The organism is Roseococcus sp., assembly GCF_965227005.1.
Lineage (GTDB): Bacteria > Pseudomonadota > Alphaproteobacteria > Acetobacterales > Acetobacteraceae > Roseococcus.
In genome coordinates, this window is the sequence record NZ_CBDDFJ010000034.1 from 62,577 (window position 1) to 87,757 (window position 25,181).

Sequence of the window (25,181 nt, forward strand, 5' to 3'; positions counted from 1 at the left end):
ACCCCATTAGCGAGCCAGGACAGGTGCCAGCGCGGCGCTCTCGCCGTGACGTAGATAGGCGGGCGGACAGTCCCCTCCCGGACGTCGCGCCAGAAGGTGCTAACACCCTGCCGCCGGTAATCAGCCGCTTCCGCGGCCGTCAGCAACGGATCAATTCCAGCAAAAACTTGGTCAGCAGGCCAGTTAGGCAAACATAAGGTTCGCCCCATACACTCAACCTTCTTCATGAATACCTCAGCATCGTTTGGTGTTGGGACGTTTATCTCTAGCCACATTAAGCGTCTAGAGGGTGGAATCACTAAATTTCCGTTTTTATTCAGTGATATACGCAGCCCACATTTGTAGGCGACACCTAATCAGCATCGGCGATATTTACTTCATACGAGTTGCGCCGGCTGATCTCGGGGTCTGCTTCGCGCCTACACCTCAGCCTGCACCCGGGTGCAGAACCTGCCTCTTGATCGCAACCGAGTATGGATCTCGTGCCCCGTCCAAAGGGAGCAGCCGGCGTTGCAGTACAGCGACCGACCGATGGCGTAGCCTTCTGCGGTGCCTGCTAGCGGTGCCCGTGCGACCTTGGCATCGCCTATCACGTACAAAAGCACGCCGGCGCGCAGCGGTGTGGCTAGGGCAGGAGGCGGAAGCAGAGCAGCACGCCGAGGGCGGTGACGACGAAGAATCGCCAACCTTTGCCGGCCGCCCGCTGTCGTTCCCGTCCATATGGGCCGGAGCGTTGCCTGCTGTTCCGATGGGATTTGAACGAAATGCGTAGGTCGGCGAGTCTAGGACAGTATTGGGCGTTGGCGACCCTGGTGTTCTCCGACCCTGCGAATAGACGTATTGGCTTAAATAGCGCGTCTGAGCGATGATCCGCTCGTCAGTTGCCCGCTGTGGCCCTCCGACCGATCCGGCCCACGCCGGAGAGCGCGGGTATCACCACGCCGCGGTTACATCAATAACGGGGAAGCGATCGACCGGTGTTTGTAAAAGTTCGCAGCGGTGAAGGCATAGCGCTAGGTGTTGGCAAGCTGGTGCGACGCGAGGGCGACGCCTGTACGGTCGAGTTCTTCGAGGCTCCCATTACCCCGCTGGTCGTCCGACAAATGCGTGCTGGAGAGGTGGAACCCGCACCATTGCCTAGTCAGACTCGCGTCTACTACTTCGATCAGCGGACCGATACTTGGGAAATCGGCCGCGTTCTGGATGACCATGGTGACAGCCAACTCATCCAATTTCCGAATAGCAAGAGCCGGCACGTCAGGGTTAGCGAAGTGTTCGTCCGCTGGAGCCAGGAAGTCGGCGATCCGACGCCCTTCCTGGCGCACAAGATCAACGAGAGTCCTCGTTTTTCCGAGGGCCGCAGCGCATTCGTCCGTTCGCAAGTGGCGCAGCGGGCCGCTTCAATGGGCCTGTCGGCGCTCCTGGCATCCGCCATCGAACTTGAAGCGCACCAAATCGAAGTCGTGCGTCGGGTACTTCAGGATCCGGTGCAGCGCTACCTCCTCGCCGACGAGGTCGGCCTGGGTAAGACGATTGAAGCCGGAGTTCTCATCCGCCAATGCGTTCTGGACGCGCCGAATGAAGCCGTCGTCCTGATCCTCGCGCCGGCTCCCCTCGTCCGTCAGTGGCGAGGGGAGCTTTCTAATCGGTTTTTCCTCGGGCCCTACCTCGACAAATCGATCCAAATCGTCGCGCTTGGTGATCATGCCACGACCACTCGATGGCTGCGGATCGCGACCATGTTGGTCATCGATGAGGCGCACCACCTGAGCCACACCACTGACGGCAAGAAAATCTATCGCGAGATTGCCGCAGTGGCCCCGGCCATCGAGCGTGTGTTGCTGCTCTCAGCCACGCCTGCCCTTCACAACGAGCGTGGGTTTCTGGAGATGCTTCATCTCCTCGATCCGAGGGCCTATCCGCTTGACGATGAGGAAGCGTTTCGGCGCAAGGTGCGGGACCGGCAGGCCATTGCCGAGATCGTCGCGACCCTCACCCCGGAGAATGCGCTGCACCTCGACTATGTGCTCGATCAGCTCGGCAAGCTCTTCCCGGACGATGCTCTGCTCCAGGAGCATGCCCAGGCGCTACGGTCGGTGTTGGATGCAATACCGACCGAGGACGATCCCGTGCTGATCGACGCGGTGGCCAAGGTTCATGCCCACCTGAGCGAGGTTTATCGCCTCCACCGGCGCATTCTGCGCTACCGTCGGCGCAGCGTCAGCGGGCTCACGCCGGACCGGGCTGGGGTGCGAGTAATCAATTATCGTAGTCCCGGTCGCACGAACCTTATCGCGGCGCTGGAAGACTGGCGCTTCGTGGAGGCCTCGGCGCTGAGCGGGGTTACCGATGGCCAAGCCTGGACCCCGCCGGTGCAAACATTCTGGAGCATGCTCGAGCGCGCCTCCGAGTATGCTCTGGTTTCGTCGGGGCGGGCGTCAAACGCCTTTGAGCGAACGGTGCATCTGGACGTCCACTTTAAGGAGCGACTGGATGCGCTGAGTCGTGCGCTGCCCGCGATGATGACCGATGGCGCGCATATCGTCCTGTTCTGTTCGGAGACGGCAACTGCTGACGCCATTTCGGTCGCACTCGGCAGGTCCCTCAGGGTTCCAGTCTATCGCCATCGCGCTGACGACGACGGCTGGCTCCAGTTTACCGAGGCGTCCGCGAATGCGGTCCTGGTATGCGATCGCCAGGCAGAGGAGGGTCTCAATCTTCAAGGTGGGCGGAAGATCGTGGTTCACTACGACCTGCCGCTCAATCCGAACCGGATCGAGCAGCGCCTTGGAAGGACAGATCGCTACGGCGCGGGCGATCCGGTCCTGTCAGTGGCGCTTCTATGTTTGGACGACCCCGTCGATCGGGCGTGGTTCGAGTACCTGAACACAGGACTCAGGCTGTTCGAGCGCTCGGTCGCCGGACTGCAGTACCTGATCGAGGACACCACTCTGCGGCTGGCTCCGGCAATGTTCGCCGATGGCGTCGAGGCACTGATCGAATTGACGGCGGCGAGCTTTGGCCCTGCCGGCCTCGTCGAAGGGGAGATGCGCGCGCTCGATCAACAGGACGCGCTCGATTCACTGGGTGCGCCTCCGACGGCATTTTACGATCAGCTATCCGATCTCGACGCGGATTGGGCCGAAATCGCCGCCGCCACCACGCTCTGGATCGAGCGCACGCTGCAGTTCAGCCGCGTGGAGGAGGGCCAGGCCCCCGCCCGGTCAGGGAACGCTGGCCCATTTCGTTACCTTTACACCACCGACCACCCGCGTACGTTGATACCGCTCCCGGTCCTATTGGAGTTCTGCCGCCCGGCGCTCGACCTTTCGGTGGCGGCCCGGGGTGGCCGCGCAGTGCGAACCATCCCTTACGCCTTCAGCCGCCGGGTCGCGCTAGCCCGGAAGTCGCGTCGCGATGGGGTCGCCATGATGCGGTACGGCGATCCGTTCGTGGCAGGCATCACCGAGGTGACGCAAGCGGACGATCGCGGCCGAACCTTCGCCATGTGGCGCTACGTTCCCGGCTATCGCGCCGATCTGCTGGCGGATCTCCACTTCCGCTTCGATTTTGTGGTGGAAGCGGACGTGGCGGCGGCCGCCGCAGAACTCGCGGCGCGCGGCGTGGGCGGGGGCGCCTCGGCGGCTGCAGCCCGCCGCCGGGCCGACATGTCGCTTCCGCCGTTCTTCAAAACCGTCTGGCTCAACAGCGAACTGCTGCCGGTCGACGACCCGGACAAGCTCAAGGCCCTCGAACAGCCCTACGCTCCGGATGGCCGTGGCGCCGTGGGCCGCGACCTGAATCTGAACGCCCAGCGTTGGCGCCGTCTGAGTCGGCTCGACATACCTGAGTTAGAGAATTGGCCTGCGCTCTGTGCCGAGGCGCGCAAACGGGCGGAGGTGATCCTGCATGCCCGCGAGGATCTGGCCGAACGTCTGGCGCGCGCTGATCGCAGCGCAGCCGAGGTCGAACATGGCCGGCTCGGGCAACTTCGCGCCCGGGCGCGGGTCGAGGCGGCGTCCTTCGGCGATCCCGTCGCGGACTTGCAACTGGAGGAGGCTCTCTTCGCGGCATTGCGATCGGGCATTCGCGCGCCGAGGATTCGGGTCGACTCCATCGGGGCCGTCTTCATGAGCGGCGATCGCGCCGCGACCGACGTCGTGGACGGCGGCGCCACATGACCGTTCTCGACTTCAGTTCGCTGCAGCGCCTATTCGACGCGTTTCCAGACGGACCAATCCCGTCGCGGGCCGAGGATGGAGTCTTCGACCGCCTGGGCCAGATCCTTGCGGCGTCGCGTGCGGCCGGTCGCCTAGTCTGCCAGACAGACCTCATGGCATTGGTGCGCCATGTCCTGCGCCGCCATTCGCTTCACGCATCGCAACCCGCCCTGTTGGCCGTGCCAGTCGCTCAGGGGTGGCCAACCCGCGAGGGATGGGAGCAGTTTGGGATGCGCGCTCAGAGCGGCAGCACGGGGCGCTGGTTGATCGAGGCCAGACCCTGGCGGCCGGCGTGGGTGGCCGACTCTGACAACCCGATCTTTGAAGACGTGTTCGCGGAGCATCACGTTCGTTTGAACTGGGTGCGGCCCATCGATCCATTCGTCGGCGAAGCCAGCCGGTTTGCCGACTACGTTTCGCCCGGGCAGCGCGAAGCGGTCCGCAGCGCGATCCTTCTGCCTCCTGGCGAGACGCTGATCGTCGGGCTGCCGACCGGGTCCGGAAAAAGCTTAGTCGCCCAGGCCCCGATGCTCATCGGTGGGCCGGAGGGAAGCTTGAGCGTCTGCGTCGTTCCCACGACGGCGCTGGCGATCGATCAGGCGAGACAGACGGCGGATCTCCTTAAGGCGCGCTTTCCCAATCGCGAGGTCCCGCCGCTGGCGTGGTTCTCGGGGCTCGACGAAGGGGCGCGCGTGGCAATCAAGAGGGCCATTCGCGAGGGCCGTCAGCGCATCCTCTACTGTTCGCCGGAAGCCATCACCGGTGCGCTGCTGCCGACCCTGTATGAGTGCGCCAAGTCGGGTTTGCTGGCCTATCTTGTCATCGACGAAGCGCACCTGGTCAGCCAGTGGGGCGACGGCTTCCGGCCGGCCTTTCAAATGTTGGCAGGCGTTAGGCGCGGCCTCTTGGGCGCCTGCGCCGGCCCGCCCTTCAAGACCCTGCTGATGTCCGCGACGCTCACGCCCGACACGGTGCGGACCATTGAAACTTTGTTCGGTCCCGCCCGGACGACGCGCATGGTGGCGTCGATCTATCTGCGGCCGGAGCCGCAATACTGGTTTCATCGCGAAGACGATGCCCAGACGAAGACCCAAAAGGTGCTCGAAGCCCTCCGTCACGCGCCGCGCCCGTTCATCCTCTATGTCACAGAGCGCCGGGACGCCCGCCGTTGGCTGAGGATACTGAAGGCGGAGGGATATGCGCGACTGGACTGCTTTCACGGTGAGACGCGTTCCTCAGACAAGGTCGCAATTATCGATTCGTGGGCACACAATCGGCTGGACGGCATCGTCGCGACATCGGCGTTCGGGGTCGGGATCGATAAGCGCGACGTCCGCACTATCATTCACGCCGCGGTTCCGGAGACGCTGGATCGCTTCTACCAAGAGGTTGGTCGCGGCGGCCGCGACGGGCGGTGCTCGGCTGCCGTCATGATCTACTCGGCGGAGGATCGCGGTGCAGCAAGTCAAATCGCGTCCCCTTCGCTGATTGGGGAGGAACTAGGTTATGAACGGTGGGACGCGATGTACGCGCACGCCGAGCCCGTAGACCCCACAGGCCACTTGATGCGGCTGGACTTGAGCGTGGTGCCGCCGAGACTGCGCCGCCAGACCGACTACAACGCCGCTTGGAACATGCGAACGCTGATCATGATGGCGCGGGCCGGCATGCTCGACCTTGAGTCGGAGGCGCCGGAGCGCATCGCCCAGTTCGAGTCAGAAGCCGAGGCCGCGTTCGAGCTTCGCAACGAAGAGCATTGGGGTCGCTATTTCGGGCAGGTGCTGGTGCGCGTGAAGGAAGGCGCCCACCGCGACAAGGAGGTGTTCGACGCCATCATCTCCCAGGAGCGCACAAGGACCTTCGAGGCCGCCAAAGCCGGCGAGGCAATGCTCGACGCCTTGCTTGACGGACGCGTGGAGGTGTCCGCGCTGCTCGACCGTCTCTATCGCAATCACGCCGACGGGCGTTCAGTGGCCGTGTCGAAGGCCTGCGGCGGGTGTCCTCAGCATCGGCGTGAGGGCGGGGTGCACACGCACTACGCTGAACCCGCCGCGTTCGGGATCGAGCAGGTCGGACGGCCCGACGCCGGGACTTGGCGGAGCCATTTCCCGCACCTGGACCTTGGTGCGCCCATCATTTTGGCGTTGCCAAAGGACGCTGAAGAGGATGGCGTTCTGCCGATTCTCGGAGACCTCGTCGCGTTGCTCGGCGTTCGAGAGGTCAGCGTGACGCGCCTGTTCCGAAGTCAAAACGTCGATATCGAGGCGCTTCACAAGCGCGCGCCCGACGGAGTCCTTCTCGTGCAGGATCTGGAGGAAGAGGAGGTCCGCGGTCCGACGTCTTACCAGTTGGCCCGCGCGAGCGTGTGGGACGCAGGCGAGCAGCAGCCGATACCCATGTTCCTGTTCGGGATGGATCGACCGCTCCACGTGATCCTCGTGGCCGCGACGACGCCGGATCCTTGGCATCCTCAGCGCCGGCTCATCGACACCGGCGGGAATGTCCTGTCTTTCGATCAGTTCAAGTCAGGAGTTCGCGCATGAGCGTCTTGAACCAGGCCAGCGACGGGCTCTTCAACGTACTCATCGTCCTTGTTCGGGTGATCATCCGGTTCGGCCCTCGCAACCGCGAGGACTTGCTGCGGGCCTGCGGTGCGGACATCGCGTCCGTTAACGCCGGCATGCTGACAAACACACTGAACCGCTGGCAGGAGCTAGGTCTCTTCGAGACCCGCGACGGCATGGTGTCGCTTGCAGATCCGCACCGAGCAGCGCTTGGGTCGACGGCCGACGTGGCGGAAGAACAGTTACCCAAGGTGGCGCGCACTATCGCCCTCGCCTCGGCTAACAACCTTCGCTTTTGGGAGAACGAGCGCGCCAAGAGCGCGGATCTCAGTCGCGGCGTGGCCTGGATGCTCGCCCAGGACATCTACGAACTCGACACCACGACGAACGGCCTCCAGGAACAGGAAACCCTACAATTTCGTGGCAAGACGAGCACGATCGTGCAGAACAACACGCGCTGGGCGGGTCTCCGAACATGGATGGGCTACCTTGGCTTCGGGCGCGAAGGCAGTCCTTGGCAGGTCGATCCGACCGAAGCCTTGCGAGACGCGCTGCCTGAGATCTTTGCAACCGATTGGACCTTGCCAGCGTCCGAATTTGTCGAGCGCGCCGCTAAGGTTCTTCCGGTCCTCGACGGCGGCGCCTACCGGCAAGAGGTGGAGACTGCACTTAAGGACACCGCTTGGGTCGGGCCGCGCGAGGGGATGCTCTCGACGTCGCTCTCGCGTGCCGTTCAGCGCCTCGACCGCGAGAAGGCGATTGAACTCAAACACGAGAGCGACACCGAGGACGCGCTTTCGCTTTCTGGGAGCGGCGGTCGAATCTGGCGCGACATAACCCATTTCGCTCTTACCCCGACGAAGGCGGTTCGGTGATGTTGGAAGCCTACTGGCCGAGTGCCGAGCAAGTTAACGCGTGCATCAAGAACGAGGCAGAGACGGCCTCTGCGTCCGTGCTGCTGGCTGTGCATCAGCCGAGTCTGCTGACCACGCGCAATGTCGGCACCAACATCCCCGCGCCGGCGAGCGAACAGGATCTCCTGGACGCCTTCCTGACCGACAACACGCCGGGCGGCTACGTGCTGACCCCAATTACCGGCCCATCCGGCATCGGAAAGTCCCACGTCATTCGTTGGCTCGATGCGCAGCTGCGCCGCTCGCCCAAGAGCGACAAGCTGCTCATCATCAAGATCCCGAAGAGCGCCAGCTTGCGGCGCGTCGTCGAACTGATCCTCGAGCCGCTGGCCGATGATCCTCGCTACGCCAAGTCACGCGAAGAGTTGACCCGCGCGATCTCCGAAGTGGACGCCGGCGAGGCTGTGGTGCTCTTTCGGGCTCAGCTTGAAGTGGCGCTCGCGGCGCGTGCCGTGGCGTTCCAGGCCGAGGCGCGGGAGCACCCTGAGCGCGGCGCCCAACTGCGACCGCTGATGGGTCACGCAAAATCACTCCCGCAGCTATTCTCGGACGCGGCGCTTAAGCAGCACTTCGCCGAGAAGGTGCTGGCGCGGGTCATTGCGCGCGCCCTGTTGGGACGCTCGGACGCGGCCATCGACGATGAGACCCAGTCACAATTCTTCCCCGACGATCTCATCATCCCCGACGATGTGCCATTAGGCGAAGCTGCACATGCAGTCCGGACGTACTACCAGACGCAGCTCGCCGCGGGTGACGCGAGCCGGCGCCAACGCGCGGTCGATCTCCTCAACACCGTCGTCGATTCGGCCATCCGCAATGTCTTCCAGCTGGAGCAGAACACGGGGGGGATGACTCTCCAGGACATCATCCTCGGCGTCCGCAAGATCTTATTCGAGGACGGGCGCGATCTCGTCTTGCTGATCGAGGATTTCGCCGCCCTCGCGGGCATCCAGGAGGTGCTCCTCAAGGTCTGCATCCAGGAGGGCGAGTATGAGGGGCGCAAGGTGCAAGCGACCATGCGCACCGCCCTGGCCTTGACCGACGGCTACCTGACGTCCCGCGACACGATCCTCACTCGGGCACAACGGGTCTGGGTAGTCGGTGACAGGCAGCTGACCGATGAGGAGATCAAGAGCAACGTCGTCGAGATGGCCGGTGCCTACCTCAACGCCGCCCGTTGGGGGGCGGCCGCCATTCAGGAACGGTTCGAGGACCGGGCAGACAGCGCTGACCTTTCGGGTCGGGACTGGCTGCCGTCGTGGCACGACGAACTTCAATCCGACGAAGCTACGGCCGCCTTGGAAGCATTCGGATTCTCGAACCGAGGCGACCCTCTATTTCCGTTCAATCGGTCCGCGCTTGAGCAGTTGACGAACCGCCACCTAGCGGCAGGTGGCCGCCTGGTGTTCAAACCCCGGACCGTGGTCAACGAGATTCTCCGCAGCGCGCTGTTGATGCGCCCAGTATTCGAGCGCGGGGCGTTTCCGCCCACCGATTTCCAAGGCCTGCGCCCCAATGGCTTCCTGGCGGAATGGACCTCTCAAAGCAGTGCGACAGACGCGCAGAAGGGACGGCTAGGGGCCTTGCTGGCCACCTGGGGCGGCAACGCGCCCAATCAATCTACGCTCGCCCAAGTGCCGCCGGCCTTGTTCACGACGTTCGGGCTGCCAACACCGGTGGCGCTGGCGAACCTCAAGCATGTTCCAAAGCCACCCGAGCAGCAAACCAGCGGTCCGCGCGAGCAGACCATAACGCCCCAGGTCCCGCCCGCTCCCTCTGAGACCGCAGCCGAGGACCCGCTGATCGTCGAGTGGAACCGAAAGCTCGAGGCATGGGCTCAGGACGGCGAAATGCTGCCGCAGACGGAGGCGCGGCAACTTCGGACCCTGCTGGCTGACATGCTAACCGACGCCATGGATTGGCCCGCGCTGCGGTTGCGCAAGCGGGCGATTCGACCAACTTGGTTGTCTATTGCCGGCGCGCGAAACAACCCGACGGTCGGACGTGTGTTAACGGTTTGCGATCAACAACAAGACCCTTCGGGCGCCATTCGCGCCGGGTTCCTGGGCGCCGTCCGATTCGACCTTCACCGCCGCCGTTGGTCGTATCCTGAGGCTGATCGAGACTACGTCGCGACGGCCGCTATCGTTGACGATCTGAAGCGGCAACTGACACCGCTCCTGCTGGAGGAGGCTCGGGGTCAAGCGGCGGCAGTTGGCTCTGCCTTGCTGACGCAGGCGCGGATCGCAGGGCTGGCGCCGCCGATCCGGGTCTCTGGCGCCGCTGGGATGCTGCCGGCACTTTTTGTGCCGTTGCCGACGCCGGAGCCGACCTCCAACGAAGCCTGGGATCAGTTGCGGCGCGATACCTTCCCGCCTCAGATGCGCGAAAAGCTTCAAAAAGAGCTGTTTGACCGCGTCGCCAGCTTCCAAGGAACTGGCGCGCAAGCGTTTGCGGTGGACACGGCGCGGCTGACGGAGGCCTTGTCGTCCAGCGATGGGGCGGCGAATGGGCTTCCGGAAGAACTTCCTCCATTCATCGCGTCGGTCGGCACATCGCGTCTCTGGAACCGACTGTCGCCGCTGATTGCCCGTCTGCTCGGCTTCCAGAACGAGATCGCTGAGTTCATCGACGACACTTTCGACAAAGCCATGTTTGTCGCCGACCTGCGTGACGTCGCCCTCCTGCTGCAGGCGACAGGCGTCTGGCCGCATAGTCTGAAGCTGGCTGAGTTTGAGCAGCGCGTGACCGAGTTTCAGTCGAGCGCCATCGTCGATCTGATCGAGAAGCTCGCGACGATCACGGGCGAAAACGATCGTGAACAGACACCCCGGCTGTTGAACGCTCTCGGCGCCCTTGACCTCAACCTCATTCAACGAACGGCGGCGTTCCTCGCCACTACCAAGGAGTTGTTCGATTTGGCAGAGCCGCGGGTTGCCCAATTGGAGAGGTCGCACGGCCAGGCCAACCCGGAGGTTGTGGCCGACGAACTCATCGATCTTCTGACTGTCATGGTGGGCGATGAACCTCCAACTTCCGAGGCTGCGGCATGACAAGCTCCCTTCCGGATCGCGTGCGGGATCTGCGCCGCCGCCTGAAGCAGGTCCAGGATCTCGGTGACAAGGTTCGGGAAGCTGGACGAATCAACGACCTGCGCGCCGAGTTGGCAGCGCCGATCGCTGCCCTGAAGCAACAACTTGAGCAGCGAGCTATCCTGCAAGGCGCGGGCCTAACGGCTAGCCTGCCGGTCAGCCTTGAACCCAGGCGGGGGCGGACAGCGGTTTTGCTCGAGCGCTTCCGCGCTGACCGATCTGCCGCGACGCTCAAAAAGGGTCGATCATGGACCCAACTGCTGGCTGACGTAGATGAGGCGGCACGGGAGGTCGGCAAGGTCCTGGATACGGCTTGGCTCGCCTACAAGGAGGACCAATTCAGCGGCGACAAGCCGGCCGATGTCCGTAACCGTCTCGCCATGACGCGGGAGAATGCTGACGCCTTTAAGACCTACGAAGACCTCTACAAGCGCTTCGGCGCCTTCAGCGTCCGACCGCGTGACGCCGCAGCATTGGCGGATGCTAAGACTCTCGCCCGCGGACTCCGCGCGGCTGCAACCCGATTCGACTTCGATGTCCCGCCAGACGTGAAGGCCTTCCTGGACGCCGTGCAGGAAGGTGGGGCACCGCTGCTACTGCTGACCGAGCCGGTCAAGGACTGGCTGCTGGCGAACAACGCGCTGCAAAACTATCGCATACGCGCCGTGGCAGCCTGATGTCGGCCGACGAACGTCTTCTTCTTACGCTCCTCGAAGAGTTGGAGCGGCACGAAGCCAGGCTGCTGACCTGGGGCTTGGTCGACGGCTTCTTGTCGGCTGCGGAAGTGAACGCTGCGGCGGATCGTCTGCTCGATGACCCGGACGCCTCAGCCGGCGTGAGCTTCGTCAGTTCCGCGGACGTGCTCGCGGCTATGCGAGCGCGGGTACTGCTGCTCGATGTCGGAGAATTGCCGGGGCAGCGCTTCCGCAGCCGGATGGCGGAGACTGTCAGACTTCTGTTCCGGCTTCGCCAGTTGTTCCCGAAGCACGCCGGCGCGCTGGGATGGGCGACAGCGCCGACCCTTGTCGCCGATTTCCGCTTCATCTGGCGTCGCCGGCGCTATCCACGGCGCTACATTGAGGCGCGCCGGGCCAGCGTGGTGCTCGGCGAGGCGATCGCCGATACGGTCGCCGCCCGCGCGGCGGCCACCCTGTTGGAAAGCTATGGCCCCGAGTTCACGCTCGCCGACTTCCAAGTTGAGGCCGCCCGTCGGATCCTCGCGGCGCTGGAGGGGACCGGTTCGACCGCCACGCTAGTCAGCGCGGGGACTGGCAGCGGCAAGACACTCGCCTTCTACTTGCCCGCGCTCGCCCGGATCATGTCGCATATCCAGCGCGACACGGGCGCCTCGCGCTGGGTCAAGGTGCTGGCGCTCTACCCGCGCAACGAACTCCTCAAGGATCAGTTCGCCGAAGTCTACGCGCAAGCCCGTCGCCTTGATGCGCCCGGCCACCGCAAGATCTTAATCGGGACATTCTTCGGACCCACGCCGTACGCCGCGGCGGACGTCGAGCACCCCGAGAACGGCTGGCGCGGTCACCCGGCGGGCCGAATTTGTGATTATCTGCGGTGTCCAGCGCCGACCTGCGATGGCGACTTGGCGTGGCCCGACGCGGATCGCACCGACGGCCGGGAACGTCTGGTTTGCGTCGATTGCGGTCGATCGATCGAAAGCGACGAGATCGTGCTGACGCGTCGCCGGTTGATGGCCGAGAGCCCCGACATCCTCTTCACCACGACCGAAATGCTGAACCAGCGACTCGGCGACGATCGGTTCCGGCATCTGTTCGGCGTTGGCGACCGCGCGCCGCGCCCGGTCGAGATAATGCTGCTGGACGAGGTTCACACCTATGCCGGCAGCACCGGCGCCCAGGTCGCCTTCCTGCTGCGTCGTTGGCGTCGCGTCCTGCGTCGGTCAGTCTGCTTCGTCGGTCTGTCGGCGACCCTTGCGGACGGCGCTCGGTTCTTCGCGAGCCTGACTGGACTAAGCGAGCAGGCTTGCGTGGAAGTCAGCCCCCGCGCCGCGGATATGATCGAGGAGGGCGCCGAATATCTTCTGGCCTTGCGCGGTGATCCCGTGTCGCGCACCGCCCTCCTGTCGACCACCATTCAGACCGCCATGTTGCTTTCTCGGATGTTGGATGCGCCGGACTCGCACAAGAGTCGGGGCATTTTCGGCGAGCGGATATTCCTGTTCACTGATGACATCGATGTGACCAACCGCATGTACTTCGCCATGCTCGACGCCGAGGGGCGGCGCAGCAGCGGTGCGATCGACCCAGTGAACTATCCCCAGGGCGGGCTGGCGACGCTGCGGCGCGCCATGCCCAGTCAGCACCGAAAGCTGCACGGCCAGGACTGGGAAGCGGCGACCGAGGTCGGCCACAGCCTGCAGGCACCGGATCGCAAATCGGTCGGTCGGGTCATGTCGATGGATCCCGGCGTGGACAGTGGCCGCGATATCATCGTCGCTACCGCCTCACTCGAAGTCGGGTTTAACGATCCTAAGGTGGGGGCTGTCGTCCAGCACAAGGCGCCCCGCGACGTCGCACAGTTCTTGCAGCGGAAAGGCCGCGCCGGCCGGTCGCGGCTCATGCGCCCCTGGACCGTCGCGGTGCTGTCCGACTACGGCCGCGACCGGCTAGCCTACCAGGGCTACGACCTGTTGTTCGATCCCGAGTTGCCGGCCCGCACGCTGCCGACCGGCAACCGTCATATACTGCGCATGCAGGCGGTCTACGCGACCTTGGACTTTCTCTCGCAAACGTTAAGGGCGGGCACGCCGGAGGGGAGCGTCTGGACCAATCTCGCGGGCCCACCGTACCGTCAGAATCCGGTCCAACGGCAACGCCAACTCGCTGTGGCGGCACGCGTCCGCCAAATCCTCTCGAGCCCCGTGGAGCAAGAGCGCTATGCAGCGTACTTGCGTGAGGCGCTCCGCATCGACGATGCCGAGGTCGAACTCCTACTTTGGCAACACCCGCGTCCGCTTCTGACGCAGGTCCTGCCCACAGCCCTCCGGCGTTTGGAGAGCAACTGGAGCACACTCTCCGGACCGGCGAGCGACTACCAGGTGAGCAATTCTCCGCTCCCCGAGTTTGCGCCCACAAACCTGTTCAGCGACCTGAACCTGCCCGAGGTCCACATCGTCTTGCCGCAAGGCTTCGGCAACCGCGGCGACGTGATGGTGATGCCCATCGCCCAGGCGATGCGCGAGTTCGCTCCCGGCCGCGTCTCCCGCCGCTACGGCCTCAGACATATCGCCGAGCGCCATTGGTTTTGTCCGCCGCTCGATCCCAACCCACGCCAGGCGGTGGCGCTGCATGCGGACCTTGTCGTCGACCCGCTAGGTAATTGGCAGATGCGGACGCCGGGTGGTGCGGTCCCCATTCCGGTGTTTCGGCCTCGCGAGATCAGGGTTCAGGGGCCGCCGAACACCGTGATCGACACTTCAAATGCACGGTTGCGTTGGCGCACGCAGATAGTCGCGCGGGCCGGTGGGCTGGCCCTCGACCCGCCCCTAGCCGGGCCCTGGCGGGGTCTGATCGCCGAGGTGCGTTTTCACACCCACCAGGGGCTGGCTCCGGTCAATGTGCGGCGCATGGCTCTCGGCAGCGATGCCGAGATCCGACACCTCGACGGGACCTCGACGAGCAAGGACTTCTACTTCGAGGCCGATGGCGCGCCGGCCGCGCTGGGGTTCGAACTGACCGTCGACGCGCTGTGCCTCAAGTTGCGATTCCCGGACGCGCTTTGGACTGGTCTCGTTGACGCGTCGTCAGCGCTTACCCGAGCCATGCGGACGGCGCGATTCCATCACGAGGCGCAGCGCGGGCCGTATCTCCGGGCGGTGGACAATCCCTTCGCGCGCGAATGGCTTGGCCAACTGCTGCTGGCCACCTTGGTCAACGAGGCCATGACGAAGTCGATCTCCCTTGAGGACGCGGCGGCCAACCTCGCGCAGGGCGTCGCTGATCTGGATCTGGGCCGCACCCTTCTTATCCTGTTCGATTCCCCGGTAGTCGACGACGCCAACGGTCAGGGCAACCAGCAGGATCGCCTCCGGCAAGACTTGGCGGCCTTTCTGGCGGATCCTCAAGTTCGCCAGGGTCTGGCGGACCTGGCCGCCACGCTCTGGACGCCGGTCGACGCCAGCTGGGAACTGTGGCTACGCGAACGGTTCGCCTCCACAGTCGCTGCCGCCGCGCTCAGCGCCGTGCTTAGTCTTTGCCCGGAGATCGATGGTAGCGGCTTGGTCGTCGATATCGATGCCGGACCGTCGGAGCCGGGCGACGTTTGCGCCGGCGCGGCGCGGCACGAAATCTGGATCAGCGAACTGGCACCGGGCGGCAACGGCCACATCGAAGAGGCGCTGCGCCACTACGCGGAGGATCCCCGGCGCTTCTTTACGTTGATGGCGGCCGCGTTGCGTGACAACGACCTCGCTCAGAGTGACTTCCAGATCACGCGGTTCCTGGATACGATCGTCGAGGGACCGGGCGACGGTGAGATCGTGGTCGCGACGCGAGCGTTCCGGGCCGCGAGGGGGGCCGAAGCGGGGCATCAAACCCTGACGACATTGCGGCAGACCCTCGCGGAGCAAGGTTTTGTCACCTTCCACACCTTTCTCGTCGCCTTGGGAAACCGTGTGCTGCGGCCAGGGTCTGGGCCGGACAGCGACGCGTTTCTGCTCCACGCGATCCGAACCTGGAACGCCGAGGAGTCACGCCTCGGCGTTGAAGTGGACTCGCGCGTGCTCGCCTACCGACTGGCCCGAAGCGGAGACATCGACATCGCCCTCGGCCTCGCCGGCATCGCTGCTCCGAGCGTCAACCCGGACCAGTGGCGCTTCAGCGCCATTTACGGACTGCTTTGGCCGCGGGGGCCTCTGATCCGGCAGTCCGGGCTGAATCTCTACTCACCCTTTTCCGATCTGCCGCCTGCCGAGCCGCTGCTGCTGGGCCGCCACCTATCACAAACTGACGCCACGCTGGACGTGCGGGAGACCGACTGGCGCGATCGCTGTCTGCAGCAGCTGGCCGAACGCGGCGCCGTCACGCTGAGCTGCCCGGCCACGGAAGCAGCACTGCTCGCGCAGGCGTTCGGCTTCCTCGCCACCAATCCCGTCCAGAGCGACTATCTCTCGGTGTTCGCGCGAGTGCAGTGCATTCGCCGGGTCAAGGACGACTTGCAGGCGGACGTCGATGTCGCGGAGGCGCTGCAATGACCTTCGAGACGCGCCGGATCTTCAAGAGCGCGGTGACCAGTCAGAATCTAATCCGCGAACTTCTGCAGCTCATGTTTCTTGGGGAATACCTCGCGCCGGGAGGGGATCGCGCCTGGCTGGTGAGTCCGTGGGTCAGCAATGTGGTCCTGCTCGATAACCGCGCAGGCGGTTTCAGCTCAATCAATCCCGATTGGCGACAAGGGGAGATCCGGTTGGCGGAGCTGATGACCGACCTCATGGCGCGAGGCACCTCCCTTGGGCTGGCGACCAACCACGACGCCCACAACGATCCCTTCATCGAGCGCTTAACCACAGCCGCGCAGGAAAGCGCCGTCGCTGAGAAGCTTACCGTCGTGCGCCGGCAGCACCTGCACACCAAAGGCGTCCTGGTGAAGCGCGGCCTGCTCACCGGCTCGATGAACCTGACCTACCGCGGACTCGAACTGAACGATGAGGTGGTGGTTTACGACACTGTTCCGAAGACGCTGGCCGAGGCGCGGCTAAACTTCGAGTCCTATCTGGGGTCGACCGAGTGATCCACGGCCTTCCCGAGACCGAAGCGGTGTGGCTGCGCGCATTCTTCTCAGACCCCAACGCCCTGCACTGGGGTGATTTGATTAGCGGCGTCGTGCCTGCCCGTCTCGCGGACCAAGTGCGGCCCTGGGTCGAGACCCTGGTCTCTGGCCGCGGCGCTACCGCGATCGTTCTCCCGTTCGTGCGGGAGGGCGTAATCGTCGGGTGGTACGCGTCGTCGAGGGGCACCGATGGCAGCCAAGAGCTTGGCGATGAGCTGCAAGCCTGGCTTGGCCCCAACCTTTTGAAGATGGTGCGCCAGTTGCCCTTGGCCGCCGGCGATCCGATGGCGCGGGCCATGACGAGCCGCTTCGGCACGCGCGTGTGGCGGTTCGCGGGGGCGGATGCAGTGGGTAACCAAGCGATTGTCACCAAGGTGGCCGAGTATGGCGCGCTGCTCGCACGGCGGCCGTCGCTCACCCGTCGATACGCCCGCCCAGTCGGCAGCATCCGGGCGGAATTCGAGCGCGCACTCCTCGCCCAAGATGAAGCCCACGCCGAGGCTATGATCGCCGAGTTGCGCGGTACCGGGCGCTTGAACGAGGAGAACCTTCGCTACCTCGACGTGCGGCTGAAAGCCGGTTTGGGCCTTTGGCCGCAGATCGCCCGAGACAATTGGCTAATCTCGACACTCTCGGATTTGGCCTTACCGCCACAGGTGCTATCCGACCTAATCGAGGCGCTCTACCGCACCTTCATCGATGAACTTGAGGCCAGCGTCGACCCGGTGGCGGCGCTCCGCGTCTTCAGTGAGGCGGTATCCGGCCGGTACCCACGGCTGTTTGCGTCCCGGCGCGGCCTGCGCACGCCGCGCGTCGTCAAGGCGTTCCTGCTGTTCGAGCGCCTGCAGCCGCGACCCAACGCGCATATCTTGTTCGACCTCGCTGCCCTACTATCGGCCTCCGATCGCGCCAGTGCCTTCGTGCAGGCGCTATCCGCGATCAAGACGGTGGAGCCGCCGACCGAAGGCGACGCCGATCTCGCCTTCGACGACAGGCAGTTCGACCGGGCATTTGAGTTCTATATCGTGCTCAGACCGGACCGCAAAACAGCGAGCCGATTGCTGTCGTGCGTCCTCGCCATCGGGACGCCCGACGCGCGGCAGCGTTTCAGAACCTGGATCGACGGCGCCGGCGACGCCTTCCTCGCGAGCCTCCCGCCGGCGGTTCGCGAGAAGATCGAAAGTCTGGACGCCGCGGATCAGAGCGCCGTAATCGCGGCGGTCGACCCCGACCGTTGGATGTACTGGGCGCGGCGTCTGCAGTCGGGCGGCGATCTTGCGGCAGCGGAGCTGGCGGTTCGAGATGGCGCGACGACATGGGACGCCTCGCCCTATCTGACGAGCGAGTCGCGGTCCCAAGAGTTGGCGGACCTGCTCGGCAATCTGCAGGGCGAACCCGCTGAGGTCCTCCGGCGATCGTTCGCGCAGATCTTCGCTGCTTTCTTTCCCGAGGATGCCGCGCCTGAACGGTCAACGCGACCGATCGCCAACATGCTGTTCCTGCTGCTTGCGCTAGACGACGCCTTGTCCGCGGCCGACCTCGCTCTACTGGAACAGTTGCTGACCCGTCTCCTCGGCCTCGGGCTGTCGGAGGCGGACTATGTCTCGCTCGTCGGCGATCTATCGGAGGTTCAAGGGCGGATTGCGTCCTATGCGCACCTCGCCTGGAGCCTGGATGTGTGCGAGGCGCTCGCGGTCGCGCCCAGTCCCTCGACGGCCTCGCGGGAGGCTCGGCTGCGCTTCTTCCTCAGCGTGCTGGTGCAGGCCCAGGGCTTCGGCCACCGACTGCTGGCGCCCGACCTCCTCGTCATCGAATACTTGGCCAAAGACTTCGGCGTGGACACCGAGGCGATCACCTCGCTGCGCCGCGCCAGCGAAGCGGTGGGCGCTGATTTGACCGGCCCTGACTTGAGTGGGAAGACGATCGGCATTTACACCCTGGCGGAGGCCGCTGGGCTCCGCGCCAAGCAACTGCTCAAGACACTTTATCCCGGTTGCGACGTCCAGCTGAATTCAGACCTAGTCTGCACTTCGGCTCTGACCAGTCTCGCGCAGGCATCGGACGTCTTCGTGTTCGCATGGAAGAGCAGCAGCCACCAAGCGTACTATTGCGTGAAGACGGCGCTGACGAAGTGCGATCTGATCTATGCGGCCGGCAAAGGTACGGCCAGCATATTGGCCGCCGTGCGCGAGGCTATCGAGTGATCTTAGCCATCGGGGCGTTGGCGCCGCCCTCGCAGATCACCCGATCAACCGCACCGGCGAGCTCGCGCCTAGGAACCTGCGGCCCGAAACCACCTGAGCGCGTCAAGCCGCCGCGACCGCAGCCGTCGGTGAACGCTTACCTATTACGACCGCTCAGCGAAGTAATGGGCGCATTGGCGCTGACCTCTGAAGTGAATGCGTGGAGCACAGTTTTCGCTCAAACGTTTCCAGCCGCGGCTAACGAACCGCTGGTGACTCGGATGAAGCAGTTGGACTTTTCTGATCTGGGGCGGCGCGCCCCGTTAGGCGGCTGCCGCCTCCCAGGCTTGGTGTCCTCTTGCGCGCAAATCGCAAGCGGGGCACTCGCCGCAGCCATATCCCCAATTATGACGGCGTTCCCTGGCGCCTTGATAACAGGTGTGGGTATGCTCGACGACGAGGTCCGTCAGGCGCTCGCCGCCCAGATCTCTAGCGAGAGTCCAAGTGGCAGCTTTGTCGATCCACATCAGCGGGGCCTCGAGCACAAACCGGCTCTCCATCCCGAGATTCAGGACCACCTGCAGCGCTTTTATCGTATCGTCCCTGCAGTCGGGATATCCGGAGTAATCGGTCTCGCAGACGCCGGTAACGATGTGCTTCAGGCCGCGCCGATAAGCAATTGCAGAGGCTAGCGTGAGAAAGACGATATTGCGGCCAGGCACGAAGGTGTTCGGCAGGCCGGACGCCGTGGCCTCGATCTCTAGATCGCGCGTGAGCGCAGTTTCGCTGACCTGGCCCAGCACGGCTAGATCGAGGACGTGATCTTCGCCGAGCTTTTCGGCCCAGGTCGGGAAGCCGCGTCTTAATTCCTGAAGGAATGCTTGGCGGACATCGAGTTCGATCGCATGACGCTGGCGATAATCAAAGCCGACGGTTTCGACAGTCGCGAACCGAGCGAGCGCCCACGCCAGGCAGGTAGCGGAGTCTTGCCCGCCTGAAAACAATACCAGCGCGCCGCCGCTCATGCCGCTTAATCCTCTCGGCCGAAATAGCTGCACGCGCCCTGATCGCTGTCGCGACGCACGGTCACGCGCCAGAGGTTAGGGCAAACAGGCTCGACCTTGCGCCAGATCCAGGTCGACAGGTTTTCCATCGTCGCGGGGCCAAGGTCATTGAGTTCGTCGAGGAATCGATGATCGAGGCCCTCCCGAGCAGATTCCAGCGCACGCTCGAAGATCCCTAGGTCCATGATCATTCCGGTCTGAGGATCGGGGCGGCCTCGAAGCACCACCTCGGCTCGGTAAGAATGGCCATGGATTCGGCGGCTCGACTCTGTGTCGATCACCCGTTCCAGCGTATGCGCCGCGTCGAAGCGAAATTCCTTGCTGAGTTCGAACATCAGGGAATCCCCAAGACTTTATGTGATTGGAGGGAGAGTCGCCAACGCGGGTTGGCAAGACAGTAGGCCACGGCAGCGGATGTGTTGGCCGCAAGGTTGGGCCCATCCATCGGCTGCAGAAGGAAATGGGTGAACGCTAGGTCTTCGAAGCGGTCCGGCGGCGCCTCGGGTTGGGGATAGACCAGCTTGAGTTCGTCCCCCTGCTGGATCTGGAGTTTTGCGTCCGCCTTTGGGCTGACCGCAATCCAATCGAGCCCAGCCGGCGCGGGGAGGGTGCCGTTCGTCTCCACAGCCACCTCGAAGTCCAGGGCGTGCAGGCGCTCGATGAGCGGTTCGTCGACCTGCAGCAGAGGTTCGCCGCCGGTCAGCACGACGAGGCGGCGGCCTCCCCGGCCAATCCAGGCGTCGGAGATCGCTTGGCCAAGGGCCGCGGCGTCCCGGAATCGCCCGCCTCCCACGCCATCAACGCCGACGAAGTCGGTGTCGCAGAAACGGCAAGTGGCTGTTCCTCGATCCTGCTCGCGGCCACTCCAGAGATTGCAGCCCGCAAAGCGACAGAAGACGGCAGGGCGACCCGCGTGCCGGCCCTCCCCCTGCAGCGTGTAAAAGATCTCTTTGACGGCGTATGCGACCATTGTCAGGCTGCCCGCTCTTGTGCGGCGAGTGCTGCCTTGATGACGTCGAGGAGATAGAAGGACAGTTGGCGGACATCCGCGGGGACGTTCTGCAAGCCGTTCCATCGCCGGCGTTCGTCGCGGAAGTTCCACTCACCGGAGGACCAGGCTGTCTTGCCCTTTAGCAGGCGCAGCCCGCGCGCGAACTCGTCGCGAGTTTCGGCGCCGGTGACGGCGTTAAGGTAATCCATCACGTAGCCCAGGGCGATGATGCCTGTCCCATGGATGAGCCGGGAGTCCTTGGGGGTCTTCCCATCCCAATCGGAGACGAAAACGGCCTGCACAGCGTGCCAATATTCGCTGATCAGTTCGACGCCCTTGCTCAGCAGCAACGCGTCGTCGCCGGCGTAGAGACGCAGGGCGCCATCGCTTAGCGAGTTCATGATGACCCGTTGGAGAACCGTGTCGCGGATCACGCCCTTCGGGTTCGTCTGCTGCTTAATCAGGCCCTTGAGCGCTGAGCCCGCGCGGTAGTTCAAGGCTTCGGTGAGCAGCGCAGCCTGAGATCGGCTGGACATCCGCAGCGGCAGGTCGGCGACCTGCGGCAGCAATTCATAGATGAGCGCCTTCGGCAGGGGCCGTGTGTTGTTGATGAGGATGAACTGCTTTTGGAGTTCTTCCTCCGTCTCACACAGGAAGCCGGAGACCAGCACCTCGAACTCCCGTCCGCAGAGCTCCGACAGCGCCGTGAAGCGCTGCTGTCCATCGACGATCCAACCGGGCGGCCCCTCAGTGATGTCGATCTTTAGGCGTCGCGATCCGCTCGCCTCGCGAGACGGCTCGAGTGCGGCCTTGCCCAGGAAGGCCACGACGATCGGATTGGGCAGGATCGCGTTGGGCTTCTCGAGATAGTCGCGGATCTCCCGTATGTGGGCGGCGATTTGCGGGCGCTGGAAACCCTGCAGCATGCCGTCGGCGGCGCGCCCGGCGCGTTCGATCCGGACGATCCGGACGATGTCGGCGGCCTTCGCCACGAAGGTGAAGACGGTCAGATTGCGGCTTTGAGCCGGGACCAGGACGTCGAATGAAAGATGAGTCTCGCTCATACGGTTTCCCGCCGAAATTCGTTGAGGTGAGTGTGGAAGACATGGAGGTTGTGGATGCCGCGCCGCTTGTTGCGGTTCGAAGTTCGGAAGATCAGCGCCTCGACACCGCTCTCCCGACAGACGCGACACCCGCAATGCTCCCACGGTCGGTCGGTCAAGGTCTTAGCATAGACTTTTCGCTGTCGCGCCGCCGCTTCGGCGCGGCGGGTGGGCGAGGTCTCTTCGTCCCAGTTAAGCGCGGCCCAATAGGCCATGACGGCATCCAGGCTCTGATCGAGGGTGGCCTCGCCCGTTGAGTAGGCCCTCACGCTTTTGAGCGCGACATCTTCGAGGTGGCGCGCCGCCTCTTGGTTCAAGCTGCCCTCAAGCGCCTTATGCTTAAGCTTGTTATTCTCAATGGCCTGAGGAATGCGGATAGCCGTGTAGTAGGATAGATCGCCGTCCGAGGTCCGCGCCCAGTAGTTTTTGCGCGCGTCCTTGAAGGCCCGCAGCAGCGGCGACGTCGTGTCGAAGCTGCTGACGCCAAACTCCTCTAAAGATCGAAGCTCTTCGATCTTCCCAAAGCCCAGCAGGTGGAGCCGCACCGAGTTCGGCAGAGCGTCCCGTACCGCCGCCAGGACCCGCCGAATCTGATCGATCTTCAGTGGGACAGTCCCACCAATGGCCAGATAGTCGAAGCCCATCGCGGCGAGCTGGCGGGCGGCGTCGGCCATGCTCCGGGTCGACCAGCCCTGGATAACCCCCATCGGCGTGAAATCAGGACCCAGCCGCGCGGCCTCGGCGAAGAACTCCGCGCCATTCTGAAGCGTAATCTCGTACCGCCGGCGGACGTCTTCGGGCACATCGATCAGCGCTCGTTCGATGCCCACTTCGTCGAAATCGAAGATGAGGTGGTCGGGCGCACAGCCATGGGAGAAGCCTCCGTCGGCGTAGAATTCTACGGTGTCGCCGGCTCTGTACGGAGGTTCAGGAAAGTTGCGATACGTAAAGGCCCCGCAGTCCCCCATCATTATACTGTCTGGGAATCGCTCTAGCGGGTAACGCAGAAACCTGCGGGCGCCCTCGCGCCGAAACCGCATCAACTGCGCCTCTGAATACTTCCCAGGATAGCGAGCGTCGCCGACGATCCCGCGCGACACTAGTATGCCATCGTAGGGCGCCCGATCGAGAAATTCGTGCGGATACTGATCGTCGCGGTGGACCGTGCGGCCTGTGCCATTTCGGTCGGCGACGAAGTTGTAGGCCGGGTCGATCGTATCAAGACTGTCGGCGAATAGGAACTTCACGAGGCCACCTTCGCGAACGCGTAAAGGTGATCGAGCCGCGCCAGATGACCGGCCAGGAGCTTGATGTCGCGCGAGATGTTCTGGATCTCGTTCCAGTCCCGCTGCAGTTCATTCCAGCGGCCCGATGTCCAGCGACAGTGCGGAGCGATGCGGCTCAGCGCCTCGTAAGCATGGGCCAAAAGATCGGCGCCGGGCGCAGCGCGCGACATTACCCGATCCATCAGCAAGCTCATCGCTTCCACGCCCGCAGAATGCATAAGCCGGCTATCAGTCACAGGGCGTCCCCAGGCCTCGGGAAAAGCGGCCTTCACCGCAGTCCAGAAGGCCACGAGGATCCGGTACATGCCGTCGACATCGGTCTGCTGACCGCCGCCCGCCCTGAGCGGGCCAAGAGCGCCGAGGCCGCTGCTGATGCTCTGACGAATGCCCTTAATCAGAGCGCTATCGATGATGACGCCGCCGCCCTCGTCTTCCGAAACTCGCCGAATCATGCCCCGCAGCGGAGAATCCGTCGCGGTCTGAAGCCGATGTACCAGCAGGCTGGGGATTTTGCGGGCGGCCAGGTCACGCGGAAAATGAGCGTCGACCTCTGGCAGCAGCTCATTAATCAGCCGCGGATCAAGCGGCTTGGCCTTGTTGACCAGGATGAACTGCTCGCGATGGACAGATAGTTCCTCCGAGGCAAAGGCGACGACTGGGACCGGGAAACCCTGATCCTTGGCTCGAGACAGGGCCAAGGAGCGCTGCTGTCCGTCGACGATCCAGGCCGCGCGGCTGCCATCGGTTGGCATCGGCATGCGCAGGGTTCCAGCTTCCGCCACGCGTAGATCGCCCGACGGCCGCTCGCCTCGCGCAGCGGTAAACCTGGCCCGCGGCGAGATCGCGAGAATGATGGAGTTGGGGAAAAGTACCGGACCTTGGTCAAGGAACTCGGTGATGGACTGAACGTGGCTCCGAATCCCCTTGCGCTGGAAGCCCTGCATGCCGCCATCGGCGTCGCGACGCACGCGTGAGATATCAGCGACCTTCAAGAGGTCGGCGCCGGCGAGAAAGAAGGCATAGACCGCTTTATCTGCCTGGTAAGTTCGAACGGCGCGCACCGCCAAGGTGGGCTCGCTCATCGTCTTAGGACGCGTCATGAACAGTCACCTTCCGACTGGGCTTGGCGAAAGAGCTTTGCAAAGCGGCCTTGCTCACAGGCGATCTGGTCGTCGTCCCGCAGGCGCCGCAGCAACTGGCTCGCGCTTGCACGCGGATGAAGCCGAGACCGGATCACGGCCAGTAGGGCCTCATCGGTCGCGGTGCTCCGCACAGGGCGCAATGGCGACTTTGACTTGGCCATCGCGCGTCGGACCCATTCGGCGTCCAAGGAAATGTCTCCGTCCTGCGGAGCGATGTTTCGACTGAAATGCACCAAGGCGCGCTGTGCGAAGTCAGATCGCGTGCCAGGAAAGATCGTGTCGAGCCGGTCATCGTAAGGAAGGAGGAATGGCTTCAGAACGGCCGGCAACACTCCTCCAAGCCCGGCACCGAAGATTCGCAGGCGGCTCAGCGCCGAGGCGGGAACGGCGGCCAGGCTTTGGGACGCCATCTCAGCGTAGGGCTTGGTTACGGCGAATAACACGCGACCGTTGACGCTTGAAAACGCGTCAGACCATTGCGCCGAGTAGGGGCTCGCCAGAAGTCTCCTGAACCATTCCGGCGGATCGAAGGCGTCGATGACCCTGTTCCGAATGGAGTCCGTATCCCCCCGCGCGACCGTCAGGCTGTAGCCGGGCACGGCTGTGCTCCCCGCGACTAGGCCAAGTCCCGCGGAAACCACAAACAATTTGGCGCCGGTTTGCGCAGCCGCATCGCGAGCCAAGGCAAAAGCTCGACCCGCATACAGTTTAGTCGCGGGAGTCGTGGGGAACGCTGCCGAAATCTGCCACAGCCAACGCGACGCGACATCCGCTTGGGGCGCGAAAGGAAGAGCGGCAGGTGTTCCTTCAGAGGTCGGGG

General features: G+C 64.1%; 15 protein-coding genes. 8 read left to right on the forward strand and 7 right to left on the reverse strand.

Going from position 1 to position 25,181, the window contains the following annotated elements; translation table 11 throughout:
- Positions 1-977: 977 nt before the first annotated feature.
- From dpdE to dpdD, 8 genes are read left to right on the forward strand one after another with little or no spacing between them, the layout of a single operon-like run.
- The gene (gene dpdE / locus ACO057_RS16225) at positions 978-4,181 is read left to right on the forward strand and encodes a protein DpdE (protein WP_421993605.1); all 3,204 of its coding nucleotides are present in this window, start codon (positions 978-980) and stop codon (positions 4,179-4,181) included.
- Entirely contained in the window at positions 4,178-6,763 is a 2,586-nt protein-coding gene (dpdF, locus tag ACO057_RS16230) for a protein DpdF (protein WP_421993607.1), read from the forward strand. The genes dpdE and dpdF overlap by 4 nt, the downstream gene beginning before the upstream one ends.
- Complete coding sequence (gene dpdG / locus ACO057_RS16235; RefSeq protein WP_421993609.1) at positions 6,760-7,659, forward strand: protein DpdG; 900 nt, start codon at positions 6,760-6,762, stop codon at positions 7,657-7,659. Before dpdF ends, dpdG begins: the two co-directional genes overlap by 4 nt.
- The gene (dpdH, locus tag ACO057_RS16240; RefSeq protein WP_421993611.1) at positions 7,659-10,751 is read left to right on the forward strand and encodes a protein DpdH; all 3,093 of its coding nucleotides are present in this window, start codon (positions 7,659-7,661) and stop codon (positions 10,749-10,751) included. The genes dpdG and dpdH overlap by 1 nt, the downstream gene beginning before the upstream one ends.
- Entirely contained in the window at positions 10,748-11,467 is a 720-nt protein-coding gene (locus ACO057_RS16245; RefSeq protein WP_421993613.1) for a hypothetical protein, read from the forward strand. Before dpdH ends, ACO057_RS16245 begins: the two co-directional genes overlap by 4 nt.
- Entirely contained in the window at positions 11,467-16,017 is a 4,551-nt protein-coding gene (gene dpdJ / locus ACO057_RS16250) for a protein DpdJ (RefSeq protein WP_421993615.1), read from the forward strand. The genes ACO057_RS16245 and dpdJ overlap by 1 nt, the downstream gene beginning before the upstream one ends.
- The gene (dpdK, locus tag ACO057_RS16255) at positions 16,014-16,553 is read left to right on the forward strand and encodes a phospholipase D-like domain-containing protein DpdK (RefSeq protein WP_421993617.1); all 540 of its coding nucleotides are present in this window, start codon (positions 16,014-16,016) and stop codon (positions 16,551-16,553) included. Before dpdJ ends, dpdK begins: the two co-directional genes overlap by 4 nt.
- Positions 16,550-18,796, forward strand: a complete 2,247-nt coding sequence (gene dpdD / locus ACO057_RS16260) for a protein DpdD (RefSeq protein ID WP_421993619.1) — start codon at positions 16,550-16,552, stop codon at positions 18,794-18,796. The genes dpdK and dpdD overlap by 4 nt, the downstream gene beginning before the upstream one ends.
- A gap of 302 nt (positions 18,797-19,098) precedes the next feature.
- Here the strand turns inward: dpdD and queC are convergent, their stop codons facing one another.
- From queC to ACO057_RS16295, 7 genes are read right to left on the reverse strand one after another with little or no spacing between them, the layout of a single operon-like run.
- On the reverse strand, positions 19,099-19,800 hold the full coding sequence (gene queC, locus ACO057_RS16265) for a 7-cyano-7-deazaguanine synthase QueC (protein WP_421993621.1): 702 nt from the start codon (positions 19,798-19,800) through the stop codon (positions 19,099-19,101).
- 5 nt (positions 19,801-19,805) lie between these two features.
- Positions 19,806-20,174, reverse strand: a complete 369-nt coding sequence (locus ACO057_RS16270) for a 6-pyruvoyl trahydropterin synthase family protein (protein ID WP_421993623.1) — start codon at positions 20,172-20,174, stop codon at positions 19,806-19,808.
- A complete protein-coding gene (gene queE, locus ACO057_RS16275) occupies positions 20,174-20,809 on the reverse strand; it encodes a 7-carboxy-7-deazaguanine synthase (RefSeq protein WP_421993625.1) in 636 nt (211 codons plus the stop codon). Before queE ends, ACO057_RS16270 begins: the two co-directional genes overlap by 1 nt.
- Before the next feature lie 2 nt (positions 20,810-20,811).
- Positions 20,812-21,894, reverse strand: coding sequence for a DGQHR domain-containing protein DpdB (gene dbpB / locus ACO057_RS16280; protein ID WP_421993627.1), 1,083 nt, complete (start codon positions 21,892-21,894; stop codon positions 20,812-20,814).
- The gene (dpdA, locus tag ACO057_RS16285) at positions 21,891-23,180 is read right to left on the reverse strand and encodes a tRNA-guanine transglycosylase DpdA (protein ID WP_421993629.1); all 1,290 of its coding nucleotides are present in this window, start codon (positions 23,178-23,180) and stop codon (positions 21,891-21,893) included. The genes dbpB (ACO057_RS16280) and dpdA overlap by 4 nt, the downstream gene beginning before the upstream one ends.
- Positions 23,177-24,301: a DGQHR domain-containing protein DpdB gene (gene dbpB / locus ACO057_RS16290; RefSeq protein WP_421993631.1), complete on the reverse strand. Its 1,125-nt coding sequence runs from the start codon at positions 24,299-24,301 to the stop codon at positions 23,177-23,179. The genes dpdA and dbpB (ACO057_RS16290) overlap by 4 nt, the downstream gene beginning before the upstream one ends.
- Positions 24,302-24,315: 14 nt before the next feature.
- Positions 24,316-24,960 (reverse strand): hypothetical protein, encoded by a 645-nt coding sequence (locus tag ACO057_RS16295; protein WP_421993633.1) that lies wholly within the window; start codon positions 24,958-24,960, stop codon positions 24,316-24,318.
- Positions 24,961-25,181: the final 221 nt, after the last annotated feature.